Below are 16382 nucleotides of genomic sequence, written 5' to 3'. Positions count from 1 at the left end.
TTTCGATTAGTGTGGGACGCCGTCTGCAATGACATCGCGCAGATCGTCCATGTCGAAAGGCTTCGCGAGGATCGGCACGCCCAGATGTCTGGCGCGTTCGATTTCATCGGCATAGCCCGTCATCAGCACGAGCTTTTGCGAAGGCAGGCGCTTCATGATCTGCTCTGCAAGGTCGATGCCGTTCATGTTGCCGGGCATCTGCACATCTGAGAGCACGAGATCGAAGCTATACCCCTCGCCCATGAGTGCGAATGCCGCATCCGCGCTTTCTTCATGATGAACCGTGCAACCGAAGACTTCGAGCACGGCCATGACGCCCGCCGCGACATCGCTATTGTCTTCGACGAGCAGCACTGACATGCCTTGCATCGGATGTTCATCGTCCGATACAGGCTGCGGTTTGCAGGGCGCTTTCTCCGCCACGGGAACTACGATAGGAGCCGTCACCGGGCCGTGATGCTTCGGCAAATAGAGTCGCACAGTGGTGCCCGCGCCCGGCACACTCGTGATGCGCGCGGTGCCACCGGCCTGCTCACATGCAGCGAGCACTTGGGAAAGGCCTAGCCCGGTGCCCGCACCGCGGACCTTTGTCGTAAAGAGCGGCTCGAACGCGCGACGCAGCACCGCTTCGCTCATGCCTTCGCCGTTGTCCGTCACGGAGATCAGCACATATTCGCCATCGGGGAGATCCGTTTCTGCTCCACGCAGACGCGCGTTTTGGCAGCGAATCACGATGCGCCCGCCGTGCGGCATCGCCTCGCTCGCGTTCGCGACGAGATTGACGAGCGCAAGTTCGAGTTCCACTGCATCGGCCATGACGGGCCATACGTCCGCGGAGAACTCGACCGTCAGTGACACCGACGGATGCACCGCGCGCTTCGCGATGTCGAGCATGCTTCGGATCCACGCGGCGGGATCGATGACTTCCTGCTTCAGCGGATGTTTGCGTGCGACGCTCATCAGGCGCCGCGCAAGCGACTCGGCGCCCGCGGTCGCGCGTTCGACCGCGAGCACTTCGCTCTCTACATCGTTGAAATGCTTGCGCCGCGCAAGCGCCATGTTCGACGACACGACCATCAACAAGTTATTGAAATCGTGCGCGACGTTTGCAACGAGATTGCCGAGCGCACCCATGCGCCGCAACTGGCGGCTCGACGCCTCGATGGAGAGTCGGGTCGCGACCTCGGCCTGCCAGCGTTCCCATGCGGCACGCTCTGCATCGAGCCGGCGAATGGAGAAGCCGATAAGAAGCCATACGGCAATGCATGGCAGCGCCGCGATGGCCGCGACGAGTGCGAGGTTCTGCTGCCAGCGCGCCTGCACGACCGACGTTGCATAACCGGTTGCGACGTAGAGCGGCAGATCGCCGACACGCCGATAAGCCAGCACGCGCTCGACATGATCGATCGTGGATGTCATGCGCACGCGGCCGAACAATTCGTTATTGCGGAACGCGTCGGTGAACGGCGTGTTGCTCGCGGCCTGGGAAGCGTCGGGGCTTGGCGGATAGCGCACGAGAATGCCGCCGTCGCGCCGGTATAGGCCGATGACGAGGGCCGAGTCGCCGGCCGCGATCTCGCGATAGAAGTCGACGAAGTAGTCGCGCTTCAATGCAATCGACACGACGCCTAAGAACTGCCCGTTGTGGCTGATGCGGCCCATCGTCGTCGTGAAGACATCCGATTGCGCGACCTTGCCGCGCAACGGCAACGAGAAATAGGCGACGGGCGCGACCGCGCGTGCCGACAGAAAGTCGTCGCGCTGGGCGATCGACACCTGCGGCGCGGGATACCAGCGGCTATTCACGAGGAGCGTGCCACTCGCGCCGAAAACCGAAATCGCCGCGACCTGCGCGAGCGTGCCGCTCATGTCGTCGAGTGCGCGATGCAGGGCTTCTTCACGACTCTTGATGCCTGCGTCGTCACTGTCGCCGAGCATGTCGACGACACGCGATTCCAGCTGCTGATTGAGGTCCAGCACCTTCTGCGCATGCTCGTTCGCCACGCGTGCGAGCCGCTCCGTGAGTTCTCCCGCATCGGCGAAGCGTCGCTGATAGTCGTAATACCCGTAGATGCCGAGACAGGCGAGCGGAATCACGATTGAAGCGGCCAGAACGAGCAGCAGCACGCGCCGCGTCAACGAGAAGTTGCGCGACGGAAGCGGCAGATCGAAGGTCCCGGTCTCTGTGGGGTTCAAGCTTTCGGCCTTAGTGGGAGTCGGCCGGTATATCGTAACCGGCGAGCACGCATCGGCAAAGCAAGCCGACGGGTGACCGGTGCGCGATTCTCATAAAACGAGGATCTGACGTCAATCAGGCAAAGCACATGTGGCGTTCGCGTGACCGGCGCTGTCGCTACTCGAAGCGAAGCGCATGCCCAGCCCCTTTCGAGTGGACGGTGCGACGACGGACCCGGTCCGGTGGCGGCATGCAAAATGCCATTGAGCGGCATCTTGCATGCAATCGGGCGCCTTCCGTCGGCGACGGCTGCGTGATCAGCCGACCATTTCGCGGTCCGGCGTCGACGAGATCCGATGGATCGCCAGGTCCGCGCCGTTGAATTCATCTTCGCGGTCGAGCCGCAGCCCGACCGTCATCTTGATGACGCCATACACCGCGCCGCCGCCCGCGAGCGCCAGCAAGACTGCGCCGAGGGTACCGATGCATTGCGACCACATCGACACCCCACCGATTCCGCCGAACGCCTTCTGCCCGAACACGCCTGCCGCAACGCCACCCCACGCGCCGCACAGCCCATGCAACGGCCATACGCCGAGCACGTCGTCGATGCGCCAGCGGTTCTGAACGCACGTGAACATCTGCACGAACAGGACGCCCGCCACCGCCCCGACGATCAATGCGCCAAGCGGATGCATCACGTCGGACCCGGCGCATACTGCGACGAGTCCGGCAAGCGGACCGTTGTAGACGAAGCCGGGATCGTTGCGCCCCGCGACCCACGCGGCGAGCGTACCGCCGACCATCGCCATCAGTGAATTCACCGCCACAAGACCGCTGATTCTGTCGACAGTCTGCGCGCTCATCACGTTGAAGCCGAACCAGCCGACCGCCAGCACCCACGCGCCGAGCGCCAGAAACGGAATGCTCGACGGCGGGTGCGCGGCGATGCGGCCATCCTTGTGATAGCGGCCGTGGCGCGGCCCGAGAAGGAGCACCGCCGGCAAGGCCACCCAGCCGCCGAACGCATGGACTACGACCGAACCGGCGAAGTCGTGAAACGGCGCACCGAAAGTCTGCGCGAGCCACGCCTGAATGCCGAACCGCTCGTTCCACGCAATGCCTTCGAGTAGCGGATAGACGAACCCGACGATCACGCACGTCGCGAACAATTGCGGATTGAACTTCGACCGCTCGGCGATGCCGCCTGACACGATCGCCGGAACGGCGGCCGCGAACGTCAACAGGAAAAAGAAGCGCACGAGTCCGTAGCCGTTGTGCTGCGCGAGGACGTCGGCTCCGTGCATGAACTGCACGCCATACGCAATGTTGTAGCCGATGAAGAAGTACGCGAGCGTGGACACCGCGAAGTCCACAAGAATCTTCACGAGCGCGTTCACTTGATTCTCGCGCCTGACTGTCCCCAGTTCGAGGAACGCAAAGCCTGCGTGCATCGCGAGCACCATGGCGGCGCCCAGAAGCAGAAACAGGGTGTCGGTACCGGATTGAAGGGCCTGCATATAGACTGCCGTCTCAAAAAGACGGCGACTTTTGCAAGTTCCGGGCCAAGTTGATGCATCTTGGTCTCAAGACTGTGCACTGTTGAAGTGTGCGCTTTCCACCGGTGCAGACGCGAAGCTCGACACGGGCAAACTTGGTGCGCCGTCGACGGCTTGCACTTTTATCGTGCACATCGATGCGTTGAATGGTGCATTCCGCACACAAAATGCGTTTTCGTGAACTGTTGCACAAACGTCACAAGACCGCAGCGTACTACACCGCTGAACAAGGTTACTTACAAAACCATGCGTTGGCGTGTAATGATAGTGATTCGCATTTAACAAACGCGTCGATAGCTTTCATGCACGACGCAGCCGGCGCATGCCAACGCGCCAACGTTCGAAATCACTAACAAGATATCGGGGAACGATATGCTGGAGAAAACGCCGCTCGCTGCGGCTCTGATCACGATTGCCGCTGTCCCGATGGCCGCGCCGCTGTATGCGCAAACCACATCGCAAGCGCCGCAAGCTGCCTCTTCCGCACAAGGAGCGTTTGCTGAGGCGGGCGACGGCGGCGCCGGGGCCAATGCAACGTCGACCACGGCCGCACCGGAAACCGCTGCCCTGCCCGCAGTCAAGGTCACCGGACAGAGCGACACCGCGCGAGACTTTCAGCCAGAAGTATCGAGCGTCGGCGCGAAGGTGCCCACCGCGTTGCGCGACATTCCGCAGGCCGTCGTCGTCGTGCCGAAGGCGGTGCTTCAATCGCAGGCGGTCAGCTCGTTCTCCGACGCCTTGCGCAACGTGCCCGGCGTCACGCTCGGCGCAGCAGAAGGCGGCCAGATCGGTAACAACATCAACCTGCGTGGCTTTACCGCGCGCACCGATATTTATCTCGATGGATTTCGGGACCGCGGCCAGTACTATCGCGATACCTTCAACCTCGAATCGATCGATGTGCTGTACGGGCCGTCGTCGCTGTATTTCGGGCGTGGCTCGACGGGCGGCGTCATTAATCAGGTCAGCAAGCAGCCGGACTTGAAACCACGCGCAGATGTCTCCGTGCAAGCGGGCACGCACGACCGCTATCGCACGACGGTCGACATCAATCAGCCAATGACGGACACGTCGGCGTTTCGCATCAACGCGTTCGGACAAGACCTCGGCTCGACCCGCGATCAGATGAAGAGCAAGGACTATGGCGTCGCGCCGGAAGTGAAGTTCGGCATCGGCACGCCGACGCAGGTGACGCTGTCGGCGCTTATCCAGCACAACCGCGATCAGCCGGACTACGGCATTCCGCCGCTTAACGGGCATCCCGCACCGGTCGATACAAAGACGTTCTACGGCTTCACCGACGACCGTACGATTCAGGACGTGCAGACGCTCAATGCACGCGTTGAACATCGCTTCAACGATGTCTTTACGCTGCGCAATCAGACTCAGTTCAGCCACTACAGCACCGAAGCGCGCGCGACCAACGCGGCCGCGGTGCTCACCGGGCCGCTCGGCACATCGACTGCTCTGACCAACGGCAATTACACGGCGCTGCCGCTTTCGTCGTTATACGTGCGGCTGCAAGGCAAGGACCGAAATATCAACGACCACTCCGTCTATAACACGACCGATTTCGAAGGCAAGTTCGCTACAGGCTTCCTCAAGCATGACATGCTCGTGGGCGTGGACCTGAGCCACGAGACTTACAGCAACCAGAGTTTCACCGCAACCACGCCGGGCCTGTCGTCGAACACACTGGCCATCGTGCCGCTCGTCGATCCGACCTATACGACGCGTCCTTCGAATTACCGGGAGGTCGCGACCAACCTTGCAGAGTCCAGCGCGAACGGCATCGGCCTCTATCTCAACGACACCATCTCGCTAGGCGAGCACTGGAAGTGGATCGGCGGCGTGCGCTGGGATCGCTATGAAGCATCGATTCATAACTCGATCAACGCGCCCAGCTATGCCACGCAGACGAATTACTTCACCAGCGTACGGACCGGCATCGTATGGCAACCGACCGAATCGCAGTCGTATTACGTCTCTTATGGCACCTCGTTCAATCCGTCGCTCGAAGCCCTCACACTCACTAACAACCAGCAGAACACGCCGCCTGAGAAGAATCGATCATATGAGATCGGCTCCAAGTGGGATCTCTTGAATGGCGGGCTGTCTGTCACGCAATCGCTCTTCAACATCGAGAAGACTAACGCACGAACGCAGGTTTCAACTGGCGAATACACGCTCGATGGCGACGTGCGCGTGCGGGGCTATCAGCTAGGGGTCGCGGGTCACATTACGAACAAGTGGCAGGTGTTCGGCGGTTATACGTATATGGATGGCACCGTGCAGAAGGCGCTCGACGGCACCACCGGCAACACGCTCGCCAATACGCCGCGTAACATGCTGACGTTCTGGTCCACGTATAACGTCACGCCGAATTGGGAATTCGGCGGCGGTCCATCGTATGTGTCATCGCGGTATGCGGCGAACAACGATCTCGTGCAAGTTGGCGGTTATACACGCTGGGATGTGATGGCCGCGTATCATCAGAAACGCTACGATATCCAATTGAACGTGATCAACTTGACCGACAAGAAGTACTACGATGCCCTTATCCCGTCCGATGGCGGACGCGCAGTGCCGGGACTTGGCCGCACGTTCCTCGCGACCTTGAATTATCGCTTCCGTTGATGCACTGTAAGTCAGGCGCGCGCCGCGCTTCGCACGGCGCGCAGAGCCACATCGATAAGCCCACGCAATGATTCTCTCAATACCGGGCGTGCTCAGCGCCGAAGACGCCGCCGCGATGCGCTCGCGCCTCGAAGCCGCAACAGACTCATGGGTCGATGGCCGCGCCACGGCGGGCTATCAAGGCGCGCCCGTCAAGCGCAATCAGCAGATTGCAGAAGGCTCCGCGATCGCGCGCGAAATGGGCGATGCGATCATCGGCGCGCTCGAACGTCATCCGCTTTTCATCAGCGCGGTGTTGCCCAACCGCGTGTATCCGCCGCTTTTCAATCGCTATGAAGGCGGCATGCATTTCGGCAGCCATGTCGATGGCGCCATTCGCATCGTGCCTGGTCATGGCGCGCGCGTGCGCACCGATGTATCCATCACGCTCTTTCTTTCGCGCCCGGAAGAGTATGACGGCGGGGAACTCGTCATCGAAGACACTTACGGCGTGCAGGAAGTGAAGCTGCCGGCGGGACATGCCATCGTGTATCCCGCGACGAGCCTGCATCAAGTGCGCCCCGTCACGCGCGGCGCACGTGTGTCGAGCTTCTTCTGGGCGCAAAGCCTCGTGCGCGACGACGCCCAACGCGCTCTGCTTTTCGATCTCGACAACTCGATACAGCGTCTCAACGCGACGAACGGCGACGAAGCCGCGAAACGCTCGCTCGTCGGCTGCTATCACAACCTGCTGCGCATGTGGAGTGAAACGTGAGAGCGGATCGCCTAGTGGTTTAGGTGCGCGGCGTAGTTCTTGGTCAACGGCAAGGCCATGCCGCCTGACGCGCCGCTCTGTCCGATTCCGGCAAGCGCGGCTTCATCGCGGGCGATCACACCCGGAAGATGCGCGCGCAGAAATTCGACCCACGTACGCGTCTTTGCATCGATGAATTTGCGCGACGCATAGAGCGCATAGAGATTCGTGGGCTGCAGCGTATGCTGCGGCAGCACGCGCACGAGCGAACCGTTGCGCAAGCCTTCTATTGCGGCATAAAGCGGCAACATGCCGATGCCCATGCCCTCACGTATCGCGACCGCCAGCGACTCCGCGATATTCACCTGCACCGGCCCGCTAATCTGCAAGGTCTCGCGGCCTTGCGGACCTTCGAGCGTCCATTCGTGCGCAGGAAATGCCGGGGTCTGCAACGTGAGGCAATCGTGATTCGCAAGGTCGGCGGGCTGCACAGGTGCCCCGCGTGCCCGAATGTAATCGGGCGATGCGCACAGAATGCTGAAGGTGCTGCCGAGCCGGTGCGAAATCACTTCCGAATCGGATAGTGCGGCTGCCGAGACGACCGCGACATCGCTACTGCCTTCGAAGAGATCCGGCATGCGCTGCGAGAGCGTCAATTCAACTTTGACGTCCGGATACAGCGCACGGTATTGCGCGATGGCGGGAAGAATATAGTGCTGCCCCACACTCGCGAAGCTGAACATGCGTAGCGTGCCCGACGGGTGCTCGTGCGCGCAGCTCGCTTCTTCTTCTGCCCCGTCGATGTCCGCGAGAATCTGCACGACGCGCTTCAAATAACGCTCGCCTGCCGACGTGAGCGCAAGCCGCCGGGTCGAGCGATTCATCAAGCGGGTGCGCAAGTGCGCTTCAAGTTCCGATACGGCGCGCGACATGGCGCCAGTCGTCGAATTCATCGACTGTGCAGCGGCCGTGAAACTGCCGGCCTGAATCACGCGGGCGAATACCCGCATGTTCTGTAGGGTGTCCATCAAAACGTCACAATTACCAGAAGAACGATATTGTCCGCTGAATAGCGCAACCTATTGTTATTGTTTCTGGAAAGAATGTTCCCTGATTCTCTCATTAATGAGTGAGCGCACGCTGTCTAGAATCGGCGCCTTCACGAAGAAGGCACCGGGCAATAGCATGTCGTTGATGGATCGGCCGCGCACGAACGCCCCCTTCGGGGGCGAAGTCATCGACGGCTTGCAGGACTGGCTAGCAACGGATGGCGCGCTGTGGCTGCATCTGTCCAAGACACTCATTGCAGCGTTCCTCGCGATGGGCCTTGCCATGCGTCTGGAGTTGCCGCAACCGCGCATTGCAATGACGACGACGTTCGTCCTGATGCAGCCCTTCTCGGGCATGGTGCTCGCCAAGGGCGTCTATCGCTTCGCGGGTACGATGCTCGGCATGGTCGCCGCGGTCGTGCTGGGCGCCGTATGCGTACAGCAAGCGGAGTTGTATGCCATCGGATTGACGATATGGGTAGCAACCTGCACCGCGCTTGCGGTGCGATATCGGCAATACCGCTGGTACGGCTGGGTACTGGCGGGCTATACCGCTGCACTCATCGGCGTACCGCTCGTCGCGGCGCCCGATCAACTTCTGCTCGCCGCGCTCACGCGCGGCGCGGAAGTCATGATCGGCATCGTGTGCTCGGGCGTCGTCAGTGTCTTGCTCCTGCCGCGTCATGCAAGCGCGAAGCTCACCGTGACGCTTGCGCAACGCGAGGCCGCGTTCAAGATGCTTGCCGCAGAGATAGTGTGCGGCGGGCTCGATCCACACGTGCGCGAGCGCCGTTACACGGAACTGGTCGCGGATATCGTCGGCTTCGAATCTACTCGGCGTCTCGCGGCTTATGAGAATCCTGCGTTGCGCGCTCAACGCATGCTGCTTTCCCAATTGAACAACGCGTTCATGAGCGCGTGTTCGCGTCTTCATGCGCTCGATCAGTCGATCAAGCGGCTGCGCGTCCATATAGCGTGCCCCGCCCTTGCGGCATTCCTGAGTGAATTTTCTAACGTCCTCCATTTGACTGATTGCGACCGGCACGCTCTGATGAACTTAAAGACGTCCCTATCAGCGCGGCTCGAGGACGCATCGCAGATCGATATCGTCACTTGCGCCGAGCTTCTCGACCGATTGATTTGCGACCTGGACCGCATAGCGCAGTTACGCGCCGCATTGTCCGCAGGCCACCGCGATGACATGCCGACCGCGCGCTACGTCGCGAAGACCGACGGCTTCGTGGTCGCCACAACGTTCGCGCGCACCGCGATGGTGATAGCGGCCGTCGCGGCCTTCTGGGTCGCCACGGCATGGCCAAGCGGCGGCCTGGCGCTCATCGGCGCGACGCTAACTTGCGGGCTATCGTCGGCATCGGCGCGGCCGGCGCGGTTCGTCGCAGAGATGGCCGCGGGGACAGCGGGTGCAGTGGTCATCGGCTATTTCTTTCTATGCCACGTCTATCCCGCGATAGACGGCTTCCCGCTGCTTTGCGCGATGCTTTCGCCACCGCTCGCGCTCGGCACCTTCATTGCAATGCGCCGCCCGACGGCGGGCTACGGCGTGGGCTTCTGCGTGTTTTTCTGCCTGCTTGCAGCGCCCGATAACGTCATCGTCTATGACCCGGCCATGCTCTTGAATAACGGCATCGCTATCCTCGTTTCGATGCTCGTCACATCGATGGCATGCGCGATTCTCATACCGCCCCACACGCCGTGGCTCGTCGGCAAGACGCTCGCCGCGTTGCGTGCGCAAGCCGCGCTCGCCTGCGAAGCCCCTCTCGTTCGATTGAGCGAACGCTTCCATTCAGGCACGCATGATCTGATGTCTCAACTGTTGGCCCTTTCGGCTCCCTACTCGCGAGGACATCGTCGCGCACTGGCGTGGATGCTTGTCACGCTCGAAGTGGGACAGGCGATGATCGATCTGCGCGCGCTAAGAGCGACGCTCGATGTCGATGAGCTTCCCGCGCCCGTTCGTCTATCGTGGGCCTCATCCCTGGCGCGCATGCTTCGCGACGTCGCCATGCTGTTTCGAATGCCCTCGAGTGCATCGCTTCGGCGCGCGATCAGTTCGGTCGTAGGGTCGATATTCGCGGCAGAAGCCTTATTGGAATCTGCCAAGGCGTCGAGCGCAAATCGAAGCGAACGCATGCGCGACCTGCAACGCATTCTCGCGTGCCTGCATTTCATCCGCAGTGCGCTGATCGATACCGACGCGCCTTTCGATGCTTCTCGCTGAGCCGATCTTTCCCTTGCATGGAAATGTGCCTTCCATCCACGACGATTTATCGCGTGAAGGCCGCTGCCTATAGTGTCTTCGTGCCGAGGCAATCCATGCCGGCGGTCAGGTCCCAAGGAGAGTTCGATGAAATCGCTTCAATTCGCAATCGCTGCAATCATGGTGTCGGGCGCATCGCTCGCGATCGCACAAACGTCCGCGCCTGCTGCTGCCAGTAACGCCAGTCAGTCGTCGGCTCAGTCCTCGAGTCAACCGTCCAACTCGTCGCAGGAATGCGTCGGCCCGGCCAGTTATTGCACGGTCTTCTTCGGCGGCAGTTGAGCGCAACGGCGCTGAAATTAGACAAAGCGCAAAAGAATCGCATCCTGAATTGCCGTGTGGCGACGCACGGCTATGAAAGCGTCAGGCAATACCTATAATCCCGGCGTCGTTCGCAAGTCTCTCTCTGCCGATACCCAAGTCACCAGAACGTATTGAGCCGGCGCCGCCAGCAAATGCACGTGAGTCATCGGTCAGGATGAGATGCATGCGAGCGCATGATTCAGTCAGTGTTGGTGGAGATATCGATGTTCGAAGATCGCATTCGTTGTGCCGCGCTACGCGGAAAGATCACCTCCGCAGCCGATGCAGCGCAGCTCGTACGCAATGGCATGAGCGTGGGCGCGAGCGGATTTACCCGCGCCGGCGATGCGAAAGCGGTACCCATTGAAATAGCACGTCGTGCGCGAGAGGAACGCGATCCGCTGCGTATCACGCTCATGACGGGCGCGTCGCTTGGCAACGACATCGACCGCATTCTCACGGAAGCCGGTGCGCTGGAGCGCCGCCTGCCGTTCCAGGTCGATACCACGTTGCGTCGCGCCATCAATCGCGGCGAAGTCATGTTTATCGATCAGCATCTCTCCGAGACCGTCGAGCTGTTGCGCGATCATCGTCTGGGCACGCTCGATATCGCGATCATCGAAGCCGTTGCGATCACGGAAACCGGCGCCATTGTGCCGAGCACGTCCGTAGGCAATTCAGCGACTTTCCCGATGTTGGCGCAGAAGGTCATTGTCGAGCTCAATCTCGCGCAGCCGCTCGCACTCGAAGGCTTGCACGACATCTGGTCGCCTGCGCCCCGCCCGTCACGCGCGCCGCTGCCGCTCGTTCACCCGCGCGATCGCGTGGGGACTACCTGTATCGACATTCCGCTCGAAAAGATCGCGGCTATAGTCGTTACAAATCAGCCCGACAGCCCCTCGACCGTGCTGCCCGCCGATGATGAAACAGCGATGATCGCTGGCCATCTCATCGAGTTCTTCCAGCACGAAGTGTCGCGCGGCCGTCTGCCCAAGGCATTGCCACCCTTGCAGGCCGGCATCGGTACTATCGCGAATGCGGTTCTGTCCGGCTTCGCCGCATCGCCTTTCGAAGCGCTCACGCTCTATTCCGAGGTCCTGCAAGACTCCGCTTTCGATCTCTTCGATGCCGGCAAGCTCGCCTTCGCGTCCGGCGCGTCGATGACGTTATCGGCCAAGCGCCAGGAACAGGTCCTGAACGATCTGGACCGCTACCGCGACCGGCTCGTGCTGCGCCCGCAGGAAGTGAGCAATCATCCGGAAGTCATTCGTCGTCTCGGGCTTATCGCGATCAACACCGCGCTGGAGGCCGACATCTACGGCAACGTGAATTCGACGCATGTAGGCGGCACGCACATGATGAACGGCATTGGCGGGTCGGGCGACTTCGCGCGCAATGCATCGTATGCCGTGTTTGCAACGAAATCCATCGCGAAGAACGGCTGCATTTCGAGTATTGTGCCGATGGTCCCGCATTGCGATCACAACGAACACGACGTGGACGTGATCGTGACCGAGCGCGGACTTGCGAACCTGTCCGGCCTTGCGCCTCGCGAGCGTGCGCTGACGGTGATCGACAAGTGCGCGCACCCGCTCTACCAAGACTTTTTGCGCGACTATTACCGCGACGCAACAGGACGCGGCGGCCACACGCCGCATTGCTTGGAACGGGCTTTCGCATTGCATGAACGCTTTGCAAAGACGGGCTCCATGCTGCAACGCGGCAGCGTGGCGGGCTGTTGAATCGCGCGAATCGGAGCACAATGGCGCGAGCGTCGCTTAAGCCAAGCGACCGGGAGGAAGCACCATGACCGCCATCACGTGGGTTCTTGCCGCCGACGACAACCGCGCCCGCATCTTCGAAACGCGGGGACTCAAAGTCGAGCTTCAGCAGGTCGAAGACATCAGGAACGCGGCTGCTGACAAAAGCGAGAAGAACCGCCAGCGATTCGCGCAAGCCATTGCGGCGTTTCTCGAGCAAAGCAGACTACATCATCGGTTTGACCGATTGCGCCTTGCCGTGGATCCAACGTTTCTCGGCGCATTGCGTGAGTGCCTGAGCAGCGAAACACGGGAACTCGTCTACGAGGCACCAAGCAACGACGATCGAAGCGCGCAGCGTTATGTGCAACGGCCGTGAACGACGAGCGCCGGCTGCATTCGCGGCGCGCGCCATGCATTACGACGGCTGGATGTTCTGGTTGCCGAGGCACACGTTCAACGGATCTTGACGACGCTTCACCTGCTTGAGCCGCTCATAGTTCGGTCCATGCGCCGCCTTCACGCGATCGCCCTCATCGCCCGTCATGCGGCGTCAACGCGGCGACGATGTTGCGTGCAACTGTCGTCATCCTCGGCTTCGGTCCAGCCGACGTGTATGTTGATGGCGAACGCCTAATCGCAATTCTCGTATGCAGCCCATCGGCAGGAAACGCGGTTGGTTCGCCTGGCGAGGGCGTCAATGGAAATCTCGCAGTGCGGCGAGGGCCATGCACGAACCGAATCAGTAAGCATTGCATCGGCATAGTCTCCGGAAACGGCATACACGTCATGCCGCGCATGTTACTTCGGATCCCTTACTGCTTGACCGATTATTTATCGCTGATTGCCAAACATTGTTGAATGTCCTTACACCAAAGCAACAAGCGTCAACGGGAAGCACACGCTGGCGTTTTGTTGGGCATTGCATGCCAACCGGTCTGCGATGTCTAACTGAAGGATGTCTAGAATGAAGAAGCTGTTTGCTGCTGCTCTCATCGCCTGCCTGTCGGCGGGTGCGTATGCCAAGTCGCACGAAGCCGAGCGTCACGAGCGTTTCGAGCGCAAGGAGCATCGCGAGCGCGTCGATGAAGCGCATGAGCGCGATGCCCGTAACGAGCGCGAAGCGCGTCAGGCTCGCGAAGAACACAAGCGTCAGGAAGAGTTCGCTCATCACGACGCAGCGCCGGGCAACGCGCACTTCGAGTTCCACCACGACGAGGCAAACGGCCCGCGCATCACGCACTAAGTTGCGTGCATTGACGAGCTTTTTATGTACACGAGCGCCTGCCAGCGCTCGTCATTGCGTCAGAACTCAGTAGCCGAATGCGCCGCTTCCCGTCGGAAAGTCGATGGTGCCCTGATCAGAGAAGCGCGCGCCGCCGAACGGTCCGCCTGCGAGCCGGCCCCGCGCAACATATGAAACCTTGGTCATGGCGTCGCCGCTCGCAAAGCCCAACGCTTGCCGCGCGACGGACCACGCCGATACCGTCACCGGCACAGCGACAACCACTTCGCCGAAACGCGGCACCGTCCCGCGCTGCGGGCTCACGCCGCTGGCAAAGGCCCGGCCGTTCACATCGAGATCGAGCGCGACGCCGTCGAAATCGATGGACGTATCGTTCGGATTCTGCACGCGCAGCTTCACGGCGAACCGCATCTCGAGCCCCTGCCCTTCAAGCGGCTCGATTCCTGCAACGTTGACGCGCAACGCATCGCGGTTCAGGAAGCCCGCGCATCCGCCGAGCATAAACGTGGCGAAAACCAAAAGGACGAGGAAAATGCGGTTCCGCGCTTGTTTCATTGGCATGGGTCAAGTCCGGTAAGCGTGAATGAATCGACGATCAGGCGCGCAGCACGCCAAGCAACATGCGCCCATACTCATGATGAAACCAGACACCATCGGCGACATAAAGTGCCGCAAGCCAGGCGGCACCAACGACGATCAGGTCGCAATGTCCGCTCGTCCATAGCCTGAGCGAATGGCGTGCGCCGATCCACGGCACGCCGAGCGGGTTTGGCCAGTCGGCCAGCAGATGCATGATGCCACCGCACGCGAAGCCGAATGCGAACGGCACTGCGGGGTGCCGTCCGAGCAAGTGCCACGACAACGCGAGAAGCGCCGCCCAGCCCACGCCCCAGTGCGTGAGTGTGCGATGCGTGACCCATAGCTTGCGCTTCCTGGTCCACCATGCGACTTCGAGCCAGTCCGGTGCAGTCGCGCCGACCACGCCGCCCAAAACGGCCAACGCGCAGGAAAGGTAATTCACGCCAGCCGCTTTGCTGACCAGCGCCGCCGCGATGATTCCCGCTGCCCATCCCGTCGCGTGATGGGCCTTGCTCGATGCCATGTAAACCTGCCTTGAACCGCGTGCTTAAGAAAGCGCGCATATTCGCACGGCACATGCTTCAATGCGCGCGGCGATACACAAACTTACGCAATTGCGTGCGTTGGGGCACGCTTCGCGCGCTTCGTCGGCGAGCTCGCGCGTCTATGACTAAAATGAAGCCTGGAACCGTTGCGCGCGATTGCCGCCGCGCGTCGACGCACGCTGCAAAGTCATCTCTCTCATCAGCCGTCATGCAACACCTGAAATACCTGAGCGCCTACCCCAACACGCTACAGGACAAGGTGCGCCGACTCATCGCCCAGCAACAGCTCGGGCCGTATCTCGACGCGCGATATCCTCACAAGCACGTCGTGCAGTCGGACCGCGCGCTGTATCAGTACTGCGCGGATCTGAAGAATGAGTTCTTGCGCGTCGCGCCGGCCATCGACAAGGTTTGTTACGACAGCAAGCTGGATGTGCTGCGCCACGTGCTCGGCCTGCATACCGCCATCTCGCGAGTGCAAGGCGGCAAGCTCAAGGCGAAGAAGGAGATTCGCATCGCGTCGCTGTTCAGGGACACGGCGCCGGAATTTCTGCGAATGATCGTGGTGCACGAACTCGCGCACCTCAAGGAAAGCGATCACAACAAGGCGTTTTACCGCCTGTGCGAGTTGATGCAGCCGGGCTACCACCAGATCGAATTCGATTTGCGTCTCTATCTGACGCATCGTGATTTGCTGCGCGGCCAGGCGGTCTGACGGTTATTGGTCCGACCAGGCAAGCGCCGCTGCATAGCCCTTGGGCGCTGCAACGGATTCCGCGCGAAACCGGCCTGCTTCGATGGACAACGCATAGCGCATGCCGTCGCGCGGCAGGACGGAAAAAGAAGGCATCGTCAGCGCGTGACTGCCGATTCCCACGCCATGCGCTTTCAGCACCGCCTCCTTAGCGGTCCAGCATGCCAGGAATGCGTCGAGCTGATCGGCTTGCGGCATGGCGTCGATCACGCGCTGATCCTCGGCATGCAGAACGGTGGCTTGCAGTTCGCGCCAGTCGAATGCTTGCCGCGCTTCTTCGATGTCGACGCCTACGCGCCGCTCGAAGGAGATCGCGATCAGGCCATGCGCTCCCGAATGCGACACGTTGAAATCGGGCCCGTTGCGCATACCGAGCACGGGACGTCCGTTCGCGTCCGAAAAGAGCGGCAGCATAGCGGCAGGGATGCCGACATCAGCAGCGAGCAGGCGGCGCAGCGTGGCGCGCATCGTGACGAAGCGAGCGGCATCTCCGTGCCGCAGGAAGCGCCGTGTACGCTCGCGCTCGTCGGCTTGCAGCACGCCCTCATCTAACGCCGGGAGCGGCGCGTTCAGATCGATGTCGATCAGCCATAGCCGCACGTCGGCGGGTGCATCGGTCAGCAAGGGCGTGCATCGCGCGGGCATTGCTGTTAGCGGGGAGCGTATTGCGCTTCGCCGTAATTTGAACGGGAAACTGTTACGTGAATGAGACGGGGAACGCCGCACAGTCTGTGTCATGCAAGCGTTTGCTATTCGTCATACG

15 protein-coding genes are annotated in these 16382 nt (G+C 61.2%); 8 read left to right on the top strand and 7 right to left on the bottom strand.

Annotated elements, in window-relative coordinates:
• Positions 1-6: 6 nt before the first annotated feature.
• Complete coding sequence (locus P9239_RS05845; protein ID WP_309749528.1) at positions 7-2196, bottom strand: ATP-binding protein; 2190 nt, start codon at positions 2194-2196, stop codon at positions 7-9.
• A gap of 297 nt (positions 2197-2493) precedes the next feature.
• On the bottom strand, positions 2494-3696 hold the full coding sequence (locus P9239_RS05840) for an ammonium transporter (RefSeq protein WP_309749527.1): 1203 nt from the start codon (positions 3694-3696) through the stop codon (positions 2494-2496).
• Between the two features lie 411 nt (positions 3697-4107).
• Between P9239_RS05840 and P9239_RS05835 the strand changes: the two genes are divergently transcribed.
• The gene (locus P9239_RS05835; RefSeq protein ID WP_309749526.1) at positions 4108-6372 is read left to right on the top strand and encodes a TonB-dependent siderophore receptor; all 2265 of its coding nucleotides are present in this window, start codon (positions 4108-4110) and stop codon (positions 6370-6372) included.
• Between the two features lie 67 nt (positions 6373-6439).
• The gene (locus P9239_RS05830) at positions 6440-7126 is read left to right on the top strand and encodes a Fe2+-dependent dioxygenase (RefSeq protein WP_309749525.1); all 687 of its coding nucleotides are present in this window, start codon (positions 6440-6442) and stop codon (positions 7124-7126) included.
• An 11-nt stretch (positions 7127-7137) separates the two neighbouring features.
• Here the strand turns inward: P9239_RS05830 and P9239_RS05825 are convergent, their stop codons facing one another.
• The gene (locus P9239_RS05825; protein WP_309749524.1) at positions 7138-8133 is read right to left on the bottom strand and encodes a LysR family transcriptional regulator; all 996 of its coding nucleotides are present in this window, start codon (positions 8131-8133) and stop codon (positions 7138-7140) included.
• A gap of 157 nt (positions 8134-8290) precedes the next feature.
• On the opposite strand from P9239_RS05825, the gene P9239_RS05820 reads away from it, so the two are divergent.
• The 4 genes from P9239_RS05820 to P9239_RS05805 all read left to right on the top strand — a co-directional run bounded on the left by P9239_RS05820 (position 8291) and on the right by P9239_RS05805 (position 12874).
• Positions 8291-10393, top strand: a complete 2103-nt coding sequence (locus P9239_RS05820) for an FUSC family protein (RefSeq protein ID WP_309749523.1) — start codon at positions 8291-8293, stop codon at positions 10391-10393.
• Between the two features lie 126 nt (positions 10394-10519).
• Positions 10520-10714, top strand: coding sequence for a hypothetical protein (locus tag P9239_RS05815; RefSeq protein WP_309749522.1), 195 nt, complete (start codon positions 10520-10522; stop codon positions 10712-10714).
• Between the two features lie 245 nt (positions 10715-10959).
• The gene (locus P9239_RS05810; RefSeq protein WP_309749521.1) at positions 10960-12477 is read left to right on the top strand and encodes a succinate CoA transferase; all 1518 of its coding nucleotides are present in this window, start codon (positions 10960-10962) and stop codon (positions 12475-12477) included.
• 64 nt (positions 12478-12541) lie between these two features.
• Entirely contained in the window at positions 12542-12874 is a 333-nt protein-coding gene (locus P9239_RS05805) for a host attachment protein (protein ID WP_309749520.1), read from the top strand.
• A gap of 39 nt (positions 12875-12913) precedes the next feature.
• Here the strand turns inward: P9239_RS05805 and P9239_RS05800 are convergent, their stop codons facing one another.
• Entirely contained in the window at positions 12914-13042 is a 129-nt protein-coding gene (locus P9239_RS05800) for a BBE domain-containing protein (RefSeq protein ID WP_309749519.1), read from the bottom strand.
• Between the two features lie 420 nt (positions 13043-13462).
• Between P9239_RS05800 and P9239_RS05795 the strand changes: the two genes are divergently transcribed.
• The gene (locus P9239_RS05795; protein WP_309749518.1) at positions 13463-13741 is read left to right on the top strand and encodes a hypothetical protein; all 279 of its coding nucleotides are present in this window, start codon (positions 13463-13465) and stop codon (positions 13739-13741) included.
• Between the two features lie 66 nt (positions 13742-13807).
• Here P9239_RS05795 and P9239_RS05790 read toward each other — a convergent pair whose 3' ends face one another.
• Together P9239_RS05790 and P9239_RS05785 are read right to left on the bottom strand one after the other, a co-directional pair.
• Positions 13808-14296, bottom strand: coding sequence for an LEA type 2 family protein (locus tag P9239_RS05790; protein ID WP_309749638.1), 489 nt, complete (start codon positions 14294-14296; stop codon positions 13808-13810).
• 40 nt (positions 14297-14336) lie between these two features.
• Positions 14337-14843 carry a metal-dependent hydrolase gene (locus P9239_RS05785; RefSeq protein ID WP_309749517.1) on the bottom strand — a complete coding sequence of 169 codons (507 nt, stop codon included), beginning with the start codon at positions 14841-14843 and terminating at the stop codon, positions 14337-14339.
• A gap of 230 nt (positions 14844-15073) precedes the next feature.
• Between P9239_RS05785 and P9239_RS05780 the strand changes: the two genes are divergently transcribed.
• On the top strand, positions 15074-15580 hold the full coding sequence (locus tag P9239_RS05780) for a M48 family metallopeptidase (protein WP_309749516.1): 507 nt from the start codon (positions 15074-15076) through the stop codon (positions 15578-15580).
• A gap of 3 nt (positions 15581-15583) precedes the next feature.
• On the opposite strand, the gene P9239_RS05775 is transcribed toward P9239_RS05780, so the two are convergent.
• Positions 15584-16264 carry a 4'-phosphopantetheinyl transferase superfamily protein gene (locus P9239_RS05775; RefSeq protein WP_309749515.1) on the bottom strand — a complete coding sequence of 227 codons (681 nt, stop codon included), beginning with the start codon at positions 16262-16264 and terminating at the stop codon, positions 15584-15586.
• Positions 16265-16382: the final 118 nt, after the last annotated feature.

Origin of the sequence: Caballeronia sp. LZ062, assembly GCF_031450785.1 — a bacterium.
Taxonomy (GTDB): Bacteria; Pseudomonadota; Gammaproteobacteria; order Burkholderiales; family Burkholderiaceae; genus Caballeronia.
Note: the sequence above shows the minus strand (reverse complement) of the source record. Positions and strands in the feature narration are given on the sequence as shown.